The sequence below is a fragment of the Bhargavaea ginsengi genome (genome assembly GCF_900109165.1).
Classification (GTDB): Bacteria; Bacillota; Bacilli; order Bacillales_A; family Planococcaceae; genus Bhargavaea; species Bhargavaea ginsengi.
In genome coordinates, this window is record NZ_FNZF01000003.1 from 448,983 (window position 1) to 465,713 (window position 16,731).

Consider the following 16,731-nt stretch of genomic DNA (forward strand, 5'->3'; position numbering starts at 1 on the left):
AATGTAAGAATATATAAAAAATGTTCCACGTGAAACAGCATCAGATGCTATACACGCGGAACTGCAAATTCATTATTTAACAAGCGGAAGTTTGCCCGGGGTGCCGGGTTTCCGCGGGTATTTCTTCGGTGTGCGGACGACTTTCTCAATGACGAAGATGTTGCGCTCGCTGTCTTCGACGGGCAGGAGGAATGAATGGGATTCCTTCAGCCGGCCGCCGAGAAGCTTCACGGCATATTCCGCTTCCCGCATTTCTTCACCGGCAGCCGCCGCCTTCATGGAAATAAACCGGCCGCCTTCCTTCACGAGCGGAAGGCACAGTTCGGCAAGTACCGGAAGACGCGCGACCGCGCGGGCGGTCACAACGTCGAACGCTTCGCGGAAATCCGGATTGCGTCCCGCTTCCTCAGCACGCGAATGAACAAAACGGACATGGTCGAGCCCGAGCTCTTTTCCGAGCTCATCAAGGAATGTGATCCGCTTGTTGAGCGAATCGATGATGGTCACCCGCAGTTCCGGGAAGCAGATCTTCAGCGGAATGCTTGGGAAGCCCGCGCCCGCGCCGACGTCACAGACAGTCAGCGGCCCGTCGAACGGAGCCTGGAATGCTGCGCTCACCGAATCGTAGAAATGCTTCAGATAAACCTGTTCACGGTCCGTGATGGCAGTCAGATTCATCTTTTCATTCCACTCGACGAGCAACTCGTAGTAGCGGCGGAACTGGCCGATTTGCCGTTCATTCAGCGAAATGCCGCGCTTTTCAAGTTCCTGCACAAATTGTTCTTCATTCATAGAGACGGTTCCCCTTCCATAAATCAGGCCGATGCGAATCTTATTCACATCGGCCTATTGGTGTTTAACCGGATACTTTTGCAATTCTTCCCTGTTCGATATAGACGAGCAGGATGGAGATGTCTGCCGGGTTGACGCCCGAGATCCGGGAAGCCTGCGCGATGGAGAGAGGCCGGACTTCCTTGAGGTTGTGACGTGCTTCGGAAGCGATTCCCTGGATGGCATCGTAGTCGATGTCTTCGGGGATCTTCTTGTCTTCCATCTTTTTCAGGCGTTCCACCTGCTGCATCGACTTGTTGATGTAGCCCTCATATTTAACCTGGATCTCGACCTGTTCCTTGACCTCTTCCGGCAGTTCCACATCCGATGGAGCGGCGGCTTCGATCAGGCCGTAGTGGACTTCTGGCCGGCGCAGCAGGTCAGAAGCGTGGATCGCTTCCTTCAGCTCGGTACCACCGATTTCACGGATGGCCTCCTGAAGTGCGTCGTCCGGCTTCAGAACGGTGCGGCTGAGACGTTTGATCTCGTCTTCGATCATCCGCTTCTTATCGATAAACAGAGCATACCGCTCCTCGCTCTGCAGCCCGATTTTGTGGCCGATCTCCGTCAGGCGAAGGTCGGCATTGTCGTGGCGCAGCAGCAGGCGGTATTCCGCACGCGAAGTGAGGAGGCGGTAGGGCTCGTTCGTACCCTTGGTCACGAGATCATCGATGAGAACGCCGATGTAGGCATCGGAGCGGCTCAGGATGACTTCCTCACGGCCGAGCACCCGTGCAGCGGCATTGATGCCTGCCATGATACCCTGTGCGGCCGCTTCTTCATAGCCTGAAGTGCCGTTGATCTGGCCTGCGGTGTAAAGACCGCGGATCCTCTTGGTCTCGAGTGTCGGCCAAAGCTGTGTCGGTACGATCGCATCGTATTCGATGGCATAGCCGGCGCGCATCATTTCGGCCTTTTCAAGACCCGGGATCGTTTCAAGCAGCCGGCGCTGGATGTGCTCCGGCAGGCTGGTGGACAGTCCCTGCACATACACTTCCCGCGTATTGCGGCCTTCCGGCTCGAGGAAGATCTGGTGGCGCGGCTTGTCACTGAACCGGACGATCTTGTCTTCGATCGACGGGCAGTAGCGCGGGCCCTTACCTTTGATCATACCGGAATACATCGGCGACAGGTTCAGGTTGTCGTTGATGATTTCGTGTGTTTCTCCGGTTGTGTAAGTGAGCCAGCACGGCAGCTGGTCGGTGATGAACTCGGTCGTCTCGTAGCTGAACGCCCGCGGTTCTTCATCTCCCGGCTGTATTTCCGTCTTGCTGTAGTCGATCGTGCGGCTGTTTACACGCGGAGGCGTCCCGGTTTTAAAACGGACTGTTTCAAAGCCGAGCTCCTCAAGGTTTTCCGCAAGGCGGATCGAAGGCTGCTGGTGATTAGGGCCGCTGGAGTATTTCAGGTCTCCGATGATAATCTCGCCGCGGAGGAACGTCCCCGTCGTGACAATGACCGTTTCAGCGCGGTAAACGGCGCCGACCTGTGTGATGAGGCCCTTTATTTCGCCGTCTTCGACAATCAGTTCCTCTACGATGCCCTGGTGGAGGTGAAGATTCTCCTGTTCCTCGAGCATGCTCTTCATTTCCTGTTGGTAAAGAACTTTGTCGGCCTGCGCACGGAGTGCCCGTACGGCAGGGCCTTTTCCTGTATTCAGCATGCGCATCTGGATATGCGTTTTATCAATGACTTTCCCCATCGCGCCGCCGAGCGCGTCGATTTCGCGGACGACAATCCCTTTCGCAGGACCGCCGATCGACGGATTGCACGGCATGAACGCGATCATATCGAGGTTCATCGTGAGCATGAGGGTCGATGCACCCATTTTCGCTGCGGCCAGGCCGGCTTCGACGCCTGCGTGGCCCGCTCCGATGACGATTACATCGAACTTGCCTGCTTCAAATTGTGGCATGTTCGTTCATCCTTCCTAATATCTGAATATATGAAGCCGGCACCGGGCCGGCATTTACTTTCCTAGACAGAACTGCGAGAACAACTCATTGATGAGGCTTTCCTGCACGGTATCCCCGATGATCTCACCGAGGATTTCCCATGCGCGCGTGACGTCGATCTGTACCATGTCCACCGGGACGCCTGCTTCCGCCGCAGAAATGGCATCATCGACGGAACGCCGTGCCTGGTGAAGCAGCGCCACGTGGCGGGCATTCGACACATACGTCATGTCCTGGGAACCTGTGTGTCCCTCAAAGAACATCGAGGCGATCGCCTCTTCCAGCTCATCGACGCCCTCATCCTTAAGGAGGGAAGTCGTGACGACCGGCGCATTGCCCGTTTGGCTGCGGACCTCATCAATATCCAATTTGCGCGGAAGGTCAGTTTTGTTCGCGACGACGATGACGTCCATGCCGCGTACCGCCTCGAACAGTCGGATATCCTCTTCGCTCAGTTCCTCCGAACTGTTCAGCACGAGGAGGATGAGGTCGGCTTCCTTCAGCACCTTGCGGGAACGCTCGACGCCGATCCGCTCGACGATGTCTTCGGTTTCCCTGATGCCGGCCGTGTCGACCAGCTTCAGCGGGACTCCGCGCACATTGACGTATTCTTCGATAATGTCACGTGTCGTCCCCGCGATATCGGTGACGATCGCCTTGTTTTCCTGCAGGAGGCTGTTGAGGAGCGACGATTTTCCGACGTTCGGACGTCCGATGATCGCCGTCGACAGTCCCTCCCGGAGAATCTTGCCCTGTCCGGACGTGCGGATGAGGCCGTCGATTTCCGAACGGACCCATGTGCACTTCTCGATCAGGACCGGAAGCGTCATTTCCTCAACATCGTCATATTCCGGATAGTCGATGTTCACTTCCACCTGTGCGAGTGTTTCGATCAGCGCCTGGCGCAGCTCCCCGATCAGCCGGGACAGCCGGCCCTCCATCTGTCCGAGTGCGACATCCATCGCACGGTCGGTCTTGGAGCGGATCAGGTCCATGACCCCTTCCGCCTGGGACAGGTCGATCCGGCCGTTCAGGAAGGCACGCTTTGTGAACTCACCGGGCTCGGCAAGTCGCGCGCCGCCCCGGAGGACCAGTTCGAGAACGCGGTTCACCGATACAAGTCCGCCGTGGCAGTTGATCTCGATGACGTCTTCCCGTGTATAGGTTTTCGGTGCCTTCATCAGGGACACCATTACTTCCTCTGCTGTTTTCCCCGTTTCCGGGTCGACGAGATGGCCGTAGTGGATCGTATGCGATGCCGATTCGGCCAGCGTCTTGCCGGAAGGCGAGCGGAACAGCTTGTCGGTGATTCCGACTGCTTCATCTCCGCTCAGCCGGACGATGGCAATCGCGCCCTCGCCCATAGGTGTGGATATCGCCGCAATCGTATCAAATTCCATTCCGGCCACCCCTTTCTATATTGTTATCCACATGTGGACAATCCGCATGCGGGCATGGTGATCTAACATAATATAGTACCACAAACACTCCACATGGAAAAGTGGCGGGTTTGAAGAGGAATAAATAACCGGCATAACATACCGAGACAGATCGCAGCAGCTTGCCGAACACCGTGTCCGGAAGTCTGTTGTGTAACAGAAACCCGCATATTTCTCCGCTAAACAAGCACCAAAAAAGCCGGACAGCATGTGTTGCTGTCCGGCTGCTTCTTATTTATGCGGTTCAATCACAAGATGTCGGTGCGGTTCCTTGCCTTCCGAATGAGTGTCAACGTCAAAGCGCTCCGAGAGGGCATGGTGGATGATTTTCCGCTCCGAAGAGGGCATCGGTTCCAGCGCCACGCGCGCACCGGTCCGGACTGCCTGATCGGCTTTCCGCTCGGCAAGCATCTTCAGCGTTTCAGCACGCTTTGCCCGGTAATCTCCGACGTCGACCGAGACAACGAGGAACTGCTTGGCATAGTTGTTGGCGACCACCTGGACAAGCTGCTGGAGCGCGTTCAGGGTTTGGCCGCGCTTGCCGATCAGCAGTGCCGCTTTTTCACTTTCCAGGCGGAATTCAAGATTCTTTCCATCAAGCGCGTGGAACACTTCCGCGTCCTCCGCCCCCATCTCCCGAACGACGGATTTCAGGTAACCGGCGGTCATGCCGATCGCCTCGTCAAGGTCCCGCTCCTGCTCTTCACCGGACTCTTCCGGACGGACGGGCTCAAGCGGCTCCACGGGAACAACCGGGACGGCTGGACCCTTTTCTTCATCTTCGTTCTTGTCAAAAGGGACGGGATCCGGTTCTGCCGGATCTTCCGGCTGCACAGTTCCTGCCGATGCCGGGCCCTCAGAAGTGATGGGCTCCAGAGGCTTTGCCATCGGTTCACCGGGCGCTTCCTCCGCAGGTTCCACTTTTGCCGCAACAGATGCGGCTTCAGGCTCAGTGCTGACCACTTCGGCCGTGACGCGCACCGAAGCCTCGCGCGCACCGAAGCCGAGAAACCCTTTTTTGCCTTCATCAATGATCTCGATTTTCACCTGATCACGGGTCAGGCCGAGTTTGGCCAGTGCGTTCGAGACTGCCTCATCGACCGTGGTGCCCGTCGCGACCGTCTGAATCATTTTTTCTTCCCTCCTGATTTGCCGCCCTTTTTCTTTGCCTTCGGCTGTGCCGCAGGACGGGAGCCTGCCGGCTTCTGCTGCGCCGGACGCTTCACTGCATCCTGTGCTGTCGCCGCGGTTGCCGGCTCGGCTTTTTTCTGGAACGGCTTGTACATGAAGATGTTCGTAATGAATGAAATGATGTTACCGATGATCCAGTAGAGCGTCAGCGCAGACGGCAGGAATGTACCGAAAGCGAAGATCATGACCGGCATAAAGTACATCATTGCCTTCATTTGCGGATTGTCCATGGCCGGACCAGTACGGAGCACGACAAACTGAGCAGCCGCTGCGATAAACGCCAGAATAATGCTCGGTTCTGCGAGATGGACGCCGAAAATGTCACCAAGGGCAATCTCAGGCGTATTGTTCATCCGGCTGATTGCATGGTAGATACCGATCAGGATCGGCATCTGGACAAGTACAGGCAAGCAGCCCGCTGCCGGGTTGACTTCCCGTGTTTTAAGGAGCTGCTGGAACTCCTCCTGGTATTTCTTCTGCGTGACGGCATCCTTTGACGGATACTTCGCCTGCAGTGCCTTGATTTCAGGCTGGATCTCCTGCATCCGTTTCGAACTCTGCACCTGCTTGATCATAAGCGGCAGAATAACAAGGCGGATAAGGATGGTTACCGCGATGATCGCCAATCCGTACGTGCCGAGCAGACCTTTGAACATCGTGATGATCGAGACAAGCGGCCAGACGATAAATTTATTCCAGAATCCTTCGCTGTCCTCATAGATCGGTTCATTGAATTCCGTACAACCCGCGAGGAACGCGGCCAGGAATGCGACCATGAGAACCAGCCACAACTTCTTCTTCAAAACCTTTCCCCCAGACGTTCATTCTTTTCCTGCGGCGGCTATTCCGCCTTTCCCACCATCGTACCATGCGGGAGCAGAGCGTTCTACTTCTTTCTAAGCACCTTGGCGATCCTCATGATATGGATCAGGCTCTTCTTCGTCGTATGGAAGTCGATTGAAGCCGCCTGGCTGCGGGCGATGATGATATAGTCCATATCTTTGCGGAGATCATCCTTCAATTCATGCACTGCCTGCCTGACATAGCGCTTGATCCTGTTGCGCGTGACCGCATTGCCGATCTTTTTCGAGACGGAAATGCCGAGCCTGAACTCCTCCTGCCCCTCCGTCCTGAGCGAATAGATGACAAACTGACGGTTTGCAAACGACTTCCCGTGCTTGAATACCCGCTGGAATTCCTCATTTTTCTTCACCCGCTGGTATTTGTTCATGTTAGGGTCCACCTGCTTCTCGTTTACTCTTCTTCCTTATAAGGTAGGGGATCGGCCAGGATTCCTTACCTATTCATTTCCTTCCCGGCCGCCCCTAAACGAAAAAAAAGACCACTGAAGTGATCAGTGGACTTATGCCGAAAGTACTTTTCTTCCTCTGCGGCGACGTGCAGCCAAAATGCGGCGGCCGCTCTTTGTCTTCATGCGCGCACGGAATCCGTGTACTTTGCTGTGCTTGCGTTTATTTGGTTGATACGTACGTTTCATAGTCAGGGCACCTCCTAATCGTTGCCGTTTAAACATCGGACAGTCTTGCACATTATATAAGACACAGAAAGCCGTGTCAATAGTTTATTCCATCCGCAGTTCCGGGATCTTCCCTGTGCCTGCTTTTCTGCCGGCTGTAAAGTTATCCACGGTTCTCCCGAGGCGGCTGTGCGCGCAGTTCGACAGGAAAAAAGTTATTCACACCCCTTATCGACAAGTTTCGCACAACACAACCCCCTGTGGATAAAGGGTTTGTGCACAGAAAAACGGCGTGTGGATAAGTCCCGCAATCGGTTGTCAGAGGCGGGTTTTTCTGTTACGATGTTGGAGCATAACTTTTCCGGGGGAATTCACCGGTTAAATCTTATCCACAATTGTTGATAGGTTGTGGATAATTTTTTCCGCATTTTTTAAAACTGCTTGTCCACAACTTGTGGATTTGTTCGCAAATCCCTTTAATAGGGTCACGATTCGACAACCAAATAAAAAGAAAAGGAGGTTTCGTGTTGGAACAGTTCGATGATTTATGGAACCAGGTGCTTGCCAGGGTCGAACAGCGGATTTCCAAGCCAAGCTTCGACACGTGGCTTAAATCGACACGCATGATCGATTACCGGAATGACACCATCATCATCGGCGCGCCCAATTCGTTCACGCGTGACTGGCTGGAGAACCACTATATCCAGCTGATCGCGGGTATTATGAGCGAACTCACCGGCGAAGACGTACATATCCGTTTTACCGTGCCCGAAGACGCCGATGAAGAAGCGTTCGATATGCCGAAACCCGCACCCAAGCCGAAAAACGGACGGCATGTCGACCAATCTGACGGCATGCTCAATCCGAAGTACACCTTCGATACTTTTGTCATCGGTTCGGGCAACCGGTTTGCCCATGCTGCCTCCTTGGCCGTAGCCGAAGCTCCGGCCAAGGCTTACAACCCCCTCTTCATCTATGGGGGCGTCGGCTTGGGCAAGACCCACCTGATGCATGCGATCGGCCATTATGTGCGCGAGCACAAGCCGGATGCAAAAGTTGTTTATCTTTCCTCAGAAAAGTTCACGAACGAGTTCATCAACTCGATCCGTGATAACGAAGCCGTCGAGTTCCGGGACAAGTACCGGAATGTCGATGTGCTGCTGATTGATGATATTCAATTCATCGCGGGAAAAGAACAGACCCAGGAAGAGTTCTTCCATACATTCAATACGCTGCATGAGTCATCAAAGCAGATCGTCATCTCCAGTGACCGTCCGCCAAAGGAGATCCCGACGCTTGAAGACAGGCTCCGCTCGCGCTTTGAATGGGGGCTTATCACCGATATCACACCGCCCGATCTCGAGACCCGGATTGCCATCCTGCGCAAAAAAGCGAAGGCGGATGGCCTTGTTGACGTGTCCAATGAAGTCATGATGTACATCGCGAACCAGATCGATACCAATATTCGCGAACTTGAAGGCGCACTGATCCGTGTCGTGGCGTATTCGTCACTCGTCAATGAGGACATCACGCCAAAATTGGCCGAAGAAGCGCTCAAGGATATCATCCCGAATGCCCGGCCGCGCCAGGTCACGATCCTCGACATTCAGAAAGCCGTCGGTGAGCACTTCAGCATCCGGCTTGAAGATTTTGCTGCTAAAAAGCGTACCAAGTCCATCGCTTTCCCAAGACAGGTCGCCATGTACCTTTCCCGGGAAATGACCGAGTTCTCGCTGCCGAAAATCGGCGATGAATTCGGAGGACGGGACCATTCTACCGTCATCCATGCGCACGAGAAAATCTCGAAAATGCTCAAGGAAGACCAGAATCTTCAGCAGGACATTAAAGAAATCCGCTCCGTTCTCGGCAAAAACTGATGTGGATAACCCCACTTCCGGGGAGCACCCGTGCCAACAGGTTATGCACATGTAGATAAGCACGGAGCAATTGGTCAAAACGGACTTATCAACTTATCCACAGCCCCTACTACTATTACTAACTATCTTTTTACTTTTAAATTAAATATATAAGCGAGGTATCGAGATGAAATTTGAGATTGCGAGGGACCGGCTTCTGGACGGATTAAACGACGTCATGAAAGCTGTCAGTTCAAAAGCAGCCATTCCGATTCTGACGGGCATCAAACTGGACGTTGATGAAGAAGGGCTTCACCTGACAGGAAGCGATTCGGATATTACGATCCAGACATTTATCCCTGCGGAAGAAAACGGAGAGCAGCTCATCCGGACATCCCAGCGCGGCTCGATCGTGCTGCAGGCCAAATACTTCAACGAAATCGTCAGGAAGCTTCCGACAAACGACATCGAAATCGAAGTGAGCGGACATCTGCAGACACACATCCGGTCCGGAAAATCCGAATTCCATCTGATCGGCTCCGATGCGGAAGATTACCCACAGTTACCGGAAATTGATGACGACAGGCATTTTGCCATCCCGGCGGATCTGCTGAAGTCGATCATCCGGGAAACAGTATTTGCCGTATCAGCATCAGAATCACGCCCGATCCTGACAGGTGTCCACTGGCAGGTGCAGGAAGATGAGCTGGTCTGCGTTGCGACCGACAGCCACCGGCTGGCCCGCCGAAAGACCCGGCTTGAGAACGCACCTGAAGACGACTACAGTGTCGTCATCCCGGGCAAGAGCCTTCAGGAACTTAACAAGATCCTCGGAGATTCCAATGATCCGGTCGGTATCACGATGAGCAACAAGCAGGTGCTGTTCCGGGCTGGCCATGTCCTGTTCTATTCGCGGCTTCTTGAAGGGAACTATCCGGATACAAGCAGGCTCATCCCGTCGGAGTACAAAACCGACATCCATGTAAACGGCAAGACACTTCTCCAGTCGATCGACCGTGCCTCCCTGCTTGCCCGCGAGGAGCGGAACAATGTTGTCCGTTTTTCGGCAGACGGCAGCAACACCGTCGAAATCTCCTCGAACTCCCCGGAAATCGGGAAAGTCGAAGAACAGGTGGAAACGGCTTCCGTCGAAGGGGAAGAGCTGAAAATATCCTTTAGCGCGAAATACATGATGGATGCGCTTCGAGCAATCGAGGGACAGGACATCGTGATCAGGTTCACCGGCGCAATGCGGCCATTTATTTTGAAGTCGGCCGAGGACGACACGCTCCTGCAGCTGATCCTCCCGGTACGCACATACTGATCACCGAATGGAAAGAAAGGGACAGCCCGAAATGGCTGTTCCTTTTGTTTATCGTCAGGAAGCGATAAAATAGAGGAATGGACGAATATTGGACGAAGGGCGGTGTCGACCGTGGAACGTCTTGCGATCGATACGGAATTTATTACACTCGGACAGGCTTTGAAGATGACTGATGCCATCTCCTCCGGGGGCATGGCGAAATGGTTTCTGTCCGAGCATGCGGTATATGTGAACGGCGACCCGGAAAACCGGCGGGGCCGGAAACTGCGTGACGGGGATATCGTCAACATCCCGGGAACGGGCAGGTTCCGGGTTTCTGGACCGGCTCCGGGTGACAGCTGATGCACATCGAGCAACTTAAGCTGAGGAATTACCGGAGTTATGAATCACTGGACCTGTCATTTTCACCGAATATCAACGTGCTGATCGGTGAAAATGCACAGGGGAAGACCAATATCATGGAAGCGATCTACGTGCTTGCAATGGCAAAATCACACCGCACGTCCAACGATCGTGAATTGATACGCTGGGGCGCGGATTATGGTAAAATAGAAGGAGCGGTACAGCGGAAATACGGCGTTCTGCCGCTTGAGCTGACGCTCTCCAAAAAGGGCAAGAAAGCCAGAGTCAATCATCTGGAACAGCAGAGACTGAGCGACTACATCGGGCAGCTCAATGTCGTCATGTTCGCGCCTGAGGATCTGCACCTCATCAAGGGCAGCCCGCAGGTCCGACGCCGTTTCCTGGATATGGAAATCGGTCAGGTATCAAGGGTTTATCTGCATGATTTGCTGCAGTTTCACAAGGTGATGCGCCAGCGCAATGCCATCCTGAAGGCCAACCAGGGCAGGAGCGGGCTCACAGATGTCATGTTCGATGTCTATACAGATCAGTACGTCGATATGGCGATCCGCATCATACGGAAGCGCTTTGAGTTCGCGGAGATGCTCCAGAAATGGGCAGAGCCGATCCATAAAGGGATTTCCCGGGGACTGGAAGAACTTGTAATCACGTACGAAACATTGAAAGACATCGAACCGGATCAGTCGGCCGAAGAAATGGCGGCCCGGCTGAGGGAACGGCTGGAAGGGCTCAGGCAGCGGGAACTCGACCGCGGCGTGACACTGGCCGGTCCGCACCGTGACGACCTGACATTCCTGGTGAACGGCCATGACGTCCAGGTGTACGGGTCACAGGGCCAGCAAAGAACGGCGGCACTGTCACTGAAGCTCGCGGAAATCGAGCTTCTCCGTCAGGAAACCGGCGAATCACCGGTTCTTCTCCTTGACGATGTCCTGTCCGAGCTGGACGATTACCGGCAGTCTCATCTGCTGAACACCATCCAGGGGCAGGTGCAGACGCTGGTCACGACAACGAACGTGGACGGCATCATGCACGAGACGATCCAAAAAGCGGATCTGTACCGTGTCTCGGCCGGCACGGCTGAACACGAGAATCACGACGACTGAACGCGCGGCAGGGAAATTCCCTCCGCGGGTTTTCACGCATACAGGAAACCGTTGCATCACGTTTGGGCATTGAAAGGGCAGGTGAACGGAATTGGCGATGGAAGAAGAGAACCTTCGCAACAATGATTACGGAGCGGATCAGATCCAGGTCCTGGAAGGCCTGGAGGCGGTCCGCAAGCGTCCGGGCATGTATATCGGTTCGACCAGTTCAAAGGGGCTGCACCATCTCGTCTGGGAGATCGTCGACAACTCGATCGACGAGGCACTGGCCGGATACTGCGACCATATTGAAGTGGCGATCGAAAAAGACAACTGGATCCGGGTTCAGGACAACGGGCGCGGCATACCGGTCGGTATCCAGGAAAAGACCGGCCGTCCCGCAGTCGAAGTCATCATGACTGTCCTCCACGCCGGCGGGAAGTTCGGCGGCGGCGGGTACAAAGTGTCCGGCGGCCTCCACGGTGTCGGTGCTTCTGTAGTAAACGCACTGTCAGAACGCACGGAAGTGAAAGTGGCCCGTGACGGCCATCTGCACTTTATCGCTTTTGAGCGCGGGCAGATTTCCGACGAACTCAAAGTGATCGGCGACTCCGAAGAGACAGGTTCGGAAGTCCGTTTTAAGGCGGACCCCGAGATCTTCACGGAGACGACGGTCTATGAATATGACATCCTCGCACACCGCCTGCAGGAACTGGCTTATCTGAACCGGGGCATCCGAATCACGCTTTCGGACGAACGCGGTGAGGAAGAGCGGTCCGACTCCTACCATTACGAGGGCGGCATCAAATCCTATGTCCAGCACATCAACGAGGACAAGGAGCCGATCCATGAAGAACCGATCTTCATCGAAGGCGAAAAAGACGGCATCGCCGTCGAGGTCGCCATGCAATACAACGCAGGATACGCGTCGAACATCTTTTCGTTCGCGAACAATATCAACACGTACGAAGGCGGAACGCACGAATCCGGCTTTAAGACGGCACTTACGCGGGTCATCAATGATTACGCACGAAAAAACGGCCTTTTGAAGGACAATGATGCAAACCTTTCCGGCGAGGATGCGAGGGAAGGGCTGACGGCGATCATCTCCATCAAGCACCCGGATCCGCAGTTCGAAGGGCAGACCAAGACGAAACTTGGAAACTCGGAAGTCAGCCAGATCGTCAACTCGCTGTTCTCGGAGGGGCTCGAACGCTTCCTTATGGAGAACCCGACCGGCGCGCGCATGATCGTCGATAAGGGCCTCATGGCCGCCCGGGCGCGGGTTGCCGCGAAAAAGGCACGCGAACTCACACGGCGCAAGTCGGTGCTTGAGATCTCGAACCTTCCGGGCAAGCTGTCCGACTGCTCTTCGCGCGACCCGGCAATCAGTGAGCTCTACATTGTTGAGGGAGACTCGGCGGGCGGTTCCGCGAAAAACGGCCGCGACCGCCATTTCCAGGCAATTCTCCCGCTGCGGGGCAAAATCCTGAATGTCGAGAAGGCGCATATCAACCGGATTCTCTCCAATGCGGAAATCCGGGCGATGATCACCGCTCTCGGTACGGGGATCGGCGACCAGTTCGACCTGGCGAAAGCCCGCTACCACAAAGTCGTCATCATGACCGATGCGGACGTTGACGGCGCCCATATCCGGACGCTGCTTCTGACGTTTTTCTACCGTTTCATGCGTCCGCTCGTCGAAGCGGGTTATGTGTATATCGCACAGCCGCCCCTTTATCAGGTCAAGCAGGGCAAGCATGTCGAATATTGTTACTCGGATGCGGAATTGCAGGAAATCCTCGAACGGCTTCCGCAGGTGCCTAAACCGGTCATCCAGCGATACAAGGGCCTTGGGGAGATGGACGCGGGGCAACTTTGGGATACGACGATGGATCCCGAGTACCGCACACTCCTCCAGGTCACACTTGAGGACGCACTGGAAGCCGATGCGATTTTCGAACAGCTCATGGGAGACGAAGTCGCACCGCGCCGTCAGTTTATCGAAGAAAATGCAGTTTATGTAAAGAATCTGGATATATAAGGCTTTACTTGAAAGGGGTCAAAGACCATGGCAGACACGCCGGACCGTGGCGTCCAACGCATTAACATCAGTACGGAGATGAAAACCTCGTTCCTTGACTACGCGATGAGTGTCATCGTGTCTCGTGCGCTGCCGGACGTCCGTGACGGGCTCAAACCGGTCCACCGCCGGATTTTGTATGCCATGCAGGACCTCGGCAACACCGCGGACAAACCGTACAAGAAGTCGGCCCGTATTGTCGGGGACGTCATCGGTAAGTACCACCCTCACGGCGATAGCGCAGTATACGACACGATGGTGCGCATGGCACAGGACTTCAACTACCGGTATATGCTCGTCGACGGACACGGAAACTTTGGATCGGTCGACGGCGATGCCGCAGCCGCCATGCGGTACACGGAATCCCGGATGTCGAAGATTTCCGCTGAGCTCCTGCGTGACATCAACAAAGACACGATCGACTATCAGTCAAACTATGACGGACAGGAAAAAGAGCCGATCGTGCTTCCGAGCCGTTTCCCGAACCTGCTGGTAAACGGTTCCTCGGGGATTGCTGTCGGGATGGCAACCAATATCCCGCCGCATAACCTCGGGGAAGCGATTAATGCGGTTCTCGCACTCGCGGACAATCCGGACATTACGACAGAGGAACTCATGGAAATCATTCCGGGGCCCGATTTCCCTACCGGCGGCCTCATTCTCGGCAGGAGCGGCATCCGCCGTGCCTACGAGACGGGCCGGGGCTCCCTCCTGACACGGGGGAAGGTCGAGATTGAAACCGCGCCGAACGGCAAGGAGACGATCCTCGTCCATGAACTTCCCTACCAGGTGAACAAAGCCCGGCTGATTGAGAAAATCGCAGAACTTGTCCGTGAAAAACGGATTGAGGGCATTACCGACCTCCGTGATGAGTCGGACCGCCGGGGCATGCGCATCGTCATGGAAGTCCGGCGCGATGCAAATGCCAATGTCATCGTGAACAATCTCTATAAGCACACCGCCCTCCAGTCAAGCTTCGGCATCAACATGCTTGCACTGGTGGACGGCCAGCCGAAGGTGCTCAGTCTGAAACAAATGCTCTTCCATTATCTGGAGCACCAAAAAGAGGTTGTCACTCGCCGTACGCGCTTTGAGCTAAACAAAGCGGAAGACCGCGCACATATCCTCGAAGGTTTGCGCATTGCGCTTGACCATATCGATGAGATCATCGCGCTGATCCGTGCTTCCAAGACGACCGACGAAGCAAAAACCTCCCTCATAGAGCGTTTCAGCCTGTCGGAGCGGCAGTCCCAGGCAATCCTTGACATGCGGCTCCAGCGGCTTACCGGTCTCGAGCGGGACAAGATCGAGGAAGAGTACAAGGAACTCCAGATCCTCATCGCCGAGCTTCGCGCCATTCTGGCCGACGAAGACAAGCTGCTTGAAATCATCAAGGAAGAGCTTGCCGAAGTAAAAGACCGGTTCGCAGATGCACGCCGGTCGGAAATCACTGCAGGCGGTTCCGAAATGATTGAGGACGAGGATCTGATCCCGGTCGAGAACTCGGTCATCACCCTCACACACCGCGGCTACATCAAGCGGCTGCCGGCCAGCACATACCGCAGCCAGCGGCGCGGCGGGCGCGGCGTCCAGGGCATGGGCACGAACGAAGACGACTTTGTCGAGCACCTGCTCTACACGTCCACCCATGACCGGATCCTGTTCTTTACGAATACCGGCAAGGTATATCGCCTGAAGGGCTATGAGATCCCTGAGTTCAGCCGGACGGCGAAGGGCCTTCCGATCATCAACCTGCTCGGCCTCGACAAAGGCGAAAGTGTCACGACGATGCTTCGCGTGGATGAATATGACGAAGAAGCGTTCCTCGTCTTTACCACCAAGCAGGGTGTCGCCAAGCGGACGCCAGTAACGCACTTTGCCAACATCCGTTCGAACGGGCTGATCGCCCTTTCCCTGCGTGAAGACGACGAACTTGTCCAGGTCAAAGTGACCGACGGGACAAAAGACGTGGTCATCGGTACGCGCGGGGGCATGCTGATCCGATTCTTTGAAGACGATTTGCGTCCGATGGGCCGGACGGCGACCGGCGTACGCGGCATCCATCTCCGCAGTGATGACTATGTGATCGGCATGGACGTGGTCGAGGAAGGCCAGGAAATCCTCGTTGTCACGGAGCAGGGCTTCGGGAAGCGCACGCCTGAGTCCGAATACCGGAGACAGACGCGAGGCGGATACGGCCTGAAGACGCTTCATGTAACCGACAGGAACGGCCCTCTCGTCTCGATGAAGTCGATTGACGGAACCGAAGATATCATGATCATCACAATTCACGGCATTCTGATCCGGATGGATGTCGCAGATATCTCGGTCATTGGCCGGATCACACAAGGTGTCCGGCTCATCAGACTCGATGAAGGGGAATACGTGGCAACAGTCGCGAAAGTGGAGAAGGAAGAAGAAGAAGACCTCCCGGACGGAGAGATGGAAGACGTTCTGGAGGGACAATTCGACGATCCCGAGAAGCTGGAACCGGAATCCGCGGTAGAAGGAGAGTTTCCTTCTATAGAGGATGACGGGGAAGACTTCGGCTCCGATGAGATTGAAGACTCCGGCAACGGATCCGGACGGGAAGAAGAGTAAATGCATGACAGGGAAACGGATTTCAATCCGTTTCCCTGTTTTTTTGTTTTTGGGGTTGCATTTTGCTGTACAGCCGAGTATAGTAGAGAAGTTGTCGTTCGGAGCACAATCCACAAAAAAGATTCACTTTTTATGTTGACTTTCCGGAACGGCGATGTTATGATAATTAAGCTCTCGTTAAGAGATACGATCTTGCGGCGAGCGCCATGAACCTTGAAAACTGAACAGCAAAACGCTGATGAACGAAGTTCCCGGAACCCGACCCCGTCGGGTGAACGGAACGAATGAAATGCCAGTTTTAAAGTATGAGCTTACTCATACTCTCTTATGGAGAGTTTGATCCTGGCTCAGGACGAACGCTGGCGGCGTGCCTAATACATGCAAGTCGAGCGGATGACGGAGAGCTTGCTCTCCTGATTCAGCGGCGGACGGGTGAGTAACACGTGGGCAACCTGCCTGTAAGATCGGGATAACTCCGGGAAACCGGGGCTAATACCGGATGGTTCCTTCCTCCGCATGGAGGAAG

The 16,731-nt window shown here is 55.0% G+C and carries 13 protein-coding genes and 1 rRNA gene; 7 read left to right on the plus strand and 7 right to left on the minus strand.

The annotated features are described in order from the left end of the window. Positions 1-72: 72 nt before the first annotated feature. The 7 genes from rsmG to rpmH all read right to left on the minus strand — a co-directional run bounded on the left by rsmG (position 73) and on the right by rpmH (position 6,914). A complete protein-coding gene (rsmG, locus tag BMX91_RS11040; protein ID WP_092053896.1) occupies positions 73-792 on the minus strand; it encodes a 16S rRNA (guanine(527)-N(7))-methyltransferase RsmG in 720 nt (239 codons plus the stop codon). 64 nt (positions 793-856) lie between these two features. Next, positions 857-2,746 (minus strand): tRNA uridine-5-carboxymethylaminomethyl(34) synthesis enzyme MnmG, encoded by a 1,890-nt coding sequence (mnmG, locus tag BMX91_RS11045; protein WP_092053900.1) that lies wholly within the window; start codon positions 2,744-2,746, stop codon positions 857-859. A gap of 54 nt (positions 2,747-2,800) precedes the next feature. Continuing rightward, positions 2,801-4,186, minus strand: coding sequence for a tRNA uridine-5-carboxymethylaminomethyl(34) synthesis GTPase MnmE (mnmE, locus tag BMX91_RS11050; RefSeq protein ID WP_092053904.1), 1,386 nt, complete (start codon positions 4,184-4,186; stop codon positions 2,801-2,803). Between the two features lie 270 nt (positions 4,187-4,456). Continuing rightward, complete coding sequence (jag, locus tag BMX91_RS11055) at positions 4,457-5,356, minus strand: RNA-binding cell elongation regulator Jag/EloR (protein ID WP_245744394.1); 900 nt, start codon at positions 5,354-5,356, stop codon at positions 4,457-4,459. Continuing rightward, the gene (gene yidC, locus BMX91_RS11065) at positions 5,353-6,219 is read right to left on the minus strand and encodes a membrane protein insertase YidC (protein ID WP_092053908.1); all 867 of its coding nucleotides are present in this window, start codon (positions 6,217-6,219) and stop codon (positions 5,353-5,355) included. Before yidC ends, jag begins: the two co-directional genes overlap by 4 nt. Positions 6,220-6,302: 83 nt before the next feature. Then, positions 6,303-6,647 (minus strand): ribonuclease P protein component, encoded by a 345-nt coding sequence (gene rnpA, locus BMX91_RS11070; protein WP_092053912.1) that lies wholly within the window; start codon positions 6,645-6,647, stop codon positions 6,303-6,305. Positions 6,648-6,779: 132 nt separating this feature from the next. Then, entirely contained in the window at positions 6,780-6,914 is a 135-nt protein-coding gene (rpmH, locus tag BMX91_RS11075) for a 50S ribosomal protein L34 (RefSeq protein WP_081607183.1), read from the minus strand. A 506-nt stretch (positions 6,915-7,420) separates the two neighbouring features. Between rpmH and dnaA the strand changes: the two genes are divergently transcribed. From dnaA to BMX91_RS11115, 7 genes are all read left to right on the plus strand, one after another. After that, positions 7,421-8,770: a chromosomal replication initiator protein DnaA gene (gene dnaA, locus BMX91_RS11080; RefSeq protein ID WP_092053917.1), complete on the plus strand. Its 1,350-nt coding sequence runs from the start codon at positions 7,421-7,423 to the stop codon at positions 8,768-8,770. A 166-nt stretch (positions 8,771-8,936) separates the two neighbouring features. Then, positions 8,937-10,073: a DNA polymerase III subunit beta gene (dnaN, locus tag BMX91_RS11085; RefSeq protein ID WP_092053921.1), complete on the plus strand. Its 1,137-nt coding sequence runs from the start codon at positions 8,937-8,939 to the stop codon at positions 10,071-10,073. 111 nt (positions 10,074-10,184) lie between these two features. Next, positions 10,185-10,415 (plus strand): S4 domain-containing protein YaaA, encoded by a 231-nt coding sequence (yaaA, locus tag BMX91_RS11090; protein ID WP_092053925.1) that lies wholly within the window; start codon positions 10,185-10,187, stop codon positions 10,413-10,415. Next, on the plus strand, positions 10,415-11,542 hold the full coding sequence (recF, locus tag BMX91_RS11095; RefSeq protein WP_092053928.1) for a DNA replication/repair protein RecF: 1,128 nt from the start codon (positions 10,415-10,417) through the stop codon (positions 11,540-11,542). Before yaaA ends, recF begins: the two co-directional genes overlap by 1 nt. Before the next feature lie 97 nt (positions 11,543-11,639). After that, positions 11,640-13,565: a DNA topoisomerase (ATP-hydrolyzing) subunit B gene (gene gyrB / locus BMX91_RS11100; protein ID WP_092054009.1), complete on the plus strand. Its 1,926-nt coding sequence runs from the start codon at positions 11,640-11,642 to the stop codon at positions 13,563-13,565. Positions 13,566-13,592: 27 nt separating this feature from the next. Continuing rightward, positions 13,593-16,205, plus strand: a complete 2,613-nt coding sequence (gene gyrA / locus BMX91_RS11105; RefSeq protein ID WP_092053932.1) for a DNA gyrase subunit A — start codon at positions 13,593-13,595, stop codon at positions 16,203-16,205. Between the two features lie 324 nt (positions 16,206-16,529). Next, positions 16,530-16,731, plus strand: a 16S ribosomal RNA gene (locus BMX91_RS11115); the annotation flags it as partial.

Bases quoted from the DNA above. Each gene is read 5' to 3' on its own strand.
- rsmG (WP_092053896.1), bottom strand. From the start codon at position 792: ATGAATGAAGAACAATTTGTGCAGGAACTTGAAAAGCGCGGCATTTCG.
- mnmG (WP_092053900.1), bottom strand. From the start codon at position 2,746: ATGCCACAATTTGAAGCAGGCAAGTTCGATGTAATCGTCATCGGAGCG.
- mnmE (WP_092053904.1), bottom strand. From the start codon at position 4,186: ATGGAATTTGATACGATTGCGGCGATATCCACACCTATGGGCGAGGGC.
- jag (WP_245744394.1), bottom strand. From the start codon at position 5,356: ATGATTCAGACGGTCGCGACGGGCACCACGGTCGATGAGGCAGTCTCG.
- rnpA (WP_092053912.1), bottom strand. From the start codon at position 6,647: ATGAACAAATACCAGCGGGTGAAGAAAAATGAGGAATTCCAGCGGGTA.
- rpmH (WP_081607183.1), bottom strand. From the start codon at position 6,914: ATGAAACGTACGTATCAACCAAATAAACGCAAGCACAGCAAAGTACAC.
- dnaN (WP_092053921.1), top strand. From the start codon at position 8,937: ATGAAATTTGAGATTGCGAGGGACCGGCTTCTGGACGGATTAAACGAC.
- recF (WP_092053928.1), top strand. From the start codon at position 10,415: ATGCACATCGAGCAACTTAAGCTGAGGAATTACCGGAGTTATGAATCA.
- gyrB (WP_092054009.1), top strand. From the start codon at position 11,640: ATGGAAGAAGAGAACCTTCGCAACAATGATTACGGAGCGGATCAGATC.
- gyrA (WP_092053932.1), top strand. From the start codon at position 13,593: ATGGCAGACACGCCGGACCGTGGCGTCCAACGCATTAACATCAGTACG.